The sequence below is a fragment of the Aminobacter sp. P4_D5 genome (genome assembly GCF_056401815.1).
Genome location: NZ_JBFUIP010000324.1, coordinates 1 through 2751, shown reverse-complemented (window position 1 = coordinate 2751; position 2751 = coordinate 1). Strand labels below are relative to the sequence as shown.

Genomic DNA, 2751 nt, shown 5'->3' with positions numbered 1-2751 from the left:
AGGCAGTTCCAATTTCCGCCTGACAAGGGCGGGGTGCATCTGTTCAGGGCGGCGATCAAAGGCAGCGATATGAGTGGCGTGAACGAGATCCGGTCGACATTTCTCGACTACTTCAAGAAGAACGGGCACGAGGTGGTGGCCTCCAGTCCGCTCGTGCCGCGCAACGACCCGACCTTGATGTTCACCAATGCCGGTATGGTGCAGTTCAAGAACGTCTTCACCGGTCTTGAAAAACGTCCCTATTCGCGCGCCGCGACCGCCCAGAAGAGCGTGCGTGCTGGCGGCAAGCACAACGATCTCGACAATGTCGGCTATACCGCCCGCCATCTCACCTTCTTCGAGATGCTCGGCAATTTCTCGTTTGGCGACTATTTCAAGGAACACGCCATCGAGCTCGCCTGGAACCTGATCACCAAGGAATACGGGCTGAATAAGGACAAGCTGCTCGTCACCGTCTACCACACCGACGACGAGGCAGCCGGCTACTGGAAGAAGATCGCCGGTTTTTCCGACGACCGCATCATCCGCATCGCCACGTCGGACAATTTCTGGGCAATGGGTGACACCGGTCCTTGCGGCCCTTGCTCGGAGATCTTCATCGATCGCGGCGATCATATCTGGGGTGGCCCTCCCGGCAGCCCGGAGGAGGATGGCGACCGCTTCCTTGAGTTCTGGAACCTCGTCTTCATGCAATACGAGCAGGTGACGAAGGATCAGCGCATCGACCTGCCGCGGCCGTCGATCGACACCGGCATGGGGCTCGAGCGCATGGCCTCGATCCTGCAGGGCGTCGAGACAGTCTTCGAGACCGATCTGTTCCGCCATCTCATGGACGCGGCGTCCTCGGCGATCGGCCGCGGGCCGGACGCGACCAATGTCGGCTCGTACCGCGTGATCGCGGATCATCTGCGCTCGTCCTGCTTCCTCGTCGCCGACGGCGTGCTGCCGTCGAACGAAGGACGCGGCTATGTGCTCCGTCGCATCATGCGCCGCGCCATGCGCCACGCGCAGCTGCTCGGCGCCAACGAACCGTTGATGTGGAAGCTGGTGCCGGCGCTGGTGCGCGAGATGGCTCAGGCCTATCCCGAGCTTGGCCGTGGTGAGGCGCTCATCACCGAGACGCTGAAGCTGGAGGAGACCCGTTTCCGCAAGACGCTGGTGCGGGGCCTCGGCCTGCTCGCCGATGCCACCGAGACGCTCGGCGCCGGCGACATGCTCGACGGCGAGACTGCCTTCAAGCTCTACGACACCTATGGCTTCCCGCTCGACCTGACGCAGGACGCATTGCGCCAGCGCAGCATCTCGGTCGATCTCGCCGGCTTCACCGATGCCATGGCGCGCCAGAAGGCCGAGGCMCGTGCCAATTGGGCCGGTTCCGGCGAAGCCGCAACCGAGACGGTCTGGTTCGGCGTCAAGGACAGGAACGGCGCCACCGAATTCCTCGGCTACGAGACCGAGCAGGCCGAAGGCGTGGTCCTGACGCTCATCAAGGATGGTGCCGAGGTTGCAAACGCTGTGGCAGGGGAGACCGTTGCCATCATCGTCAACCAGACGCCTTTCTATGGTGAATCGGGCGGCCAGATGGGCGACACCGGCACGATGTCGGGCGAGGGCTTCACCATCGAGGTAACCGACACGCAGAAAAAGGCGGACGGCCTGTTCGTTCACTACGGCAAGGTGACCAGCGGCAAGCTCAAGACTGGTGCCGTCGTCGAGCTGAAAGTTGACCATAATAGGCGGACTCGCTTGCGTTCAAACCACTCGGCGACCCACCTCATCCACGAGGCGCTGCGCGAGGTGCTCGGCACCCATGTGGCGCAAAAGGGGTCGCTGGTGGCGCCCGAACGGCTGCGCTTCGACATTTCGCACAACAAGCCGATTTCGGCCGACGAGCTCGAGCAAGTCGAGCGCATGTCGAACGAGATCGTGGTCCAGAACAGCCCGGTCATCACGCGCCTGATGAGCGTCGACGATGCCATCGCCGAGGGTGCGATGGCGCTGTTCGGCGAGAAATATGGCGACGAGGTCCGCGTCGTTTCGATGGGCACCGGTATCCACGGTGCCAAGGCCAATCGGCCTTATTCGGTCGAGCTCTGCGGTGGCACGCATGTCACTGCCACGGGCGATATCGGCCTGGTGCGCATCGTCTCCGACAGCGCTGTTGCCGCCGGCGTGCGCCGCATCGAGGCACTGACAGGCGAAGCCGCCCGTCGCCACCTCGACGAGCAGGATCGTCGCCTGAAGGCTGTTGCAGCGTCGCTCAAGGTCGCACCTGCCGACGTGCTGGCGCGGGTCGAGGCGCTTGTCGAGGAACGCAAGAAGCTCGAGCGCGAGCTCACCGAGGCGCGCAAGAAGCTGGCGCTTGGCGGTTCCAATGGCGGCGGCGCCACCGAAGAGAGCGAAACGGTTGCCRGCGTCAGCTTCCTCGGCAAGGTGGTTTCAGGCGTGTCGCCCAAGGACCTCAAGCCGCTCGCCGATTCCGGCAAGGCGTCGCTCGGTTCGGGCGTCGTGGTGTTCGTTGGCGCGGGCGATGACGGCAAGGCGAGCGTCGTTGTCGCCGTCACCGAAGATTTGACCAAGCGCTTCAGCGCGGTCGATCTGGTCCGCGTGGCCTCCGCCGCCCTCGGCGGCCAGGGCGGTGGCGGTCGTGCCGACATGGCCCAAGCCGGCGGCCCAGACGCCACCAAGGCAGCCGAGGCGGTCGCAGCTGTCAAGGCAGCGATGGCCGCCGCCGCCTGATCGGCTCGGCCC

At 64.5% G+C, this 2751-nt stretch carries 1 protein-coding gene; it reads left to right on the top strand.

The window, feature by feature from the left end; translation table 11 throughout:
* Positions 1–69 precede the first annotated feature (69 nt).
* Positions 70–2739 carry an alanine--tRNA ligase gene (alaS, locus tag AC1DWF_RS31430; RefSeq protein WP_476842507.1) on the top strand — a complete coding sequence of 890 codons (2670 nt, stop codon included), beginning with the start codon at positions 70–72 and terminating at the stop codon, positions 2737–2739.
* Positions 2740–2751 lie beyond the last annotated feature (12 nt).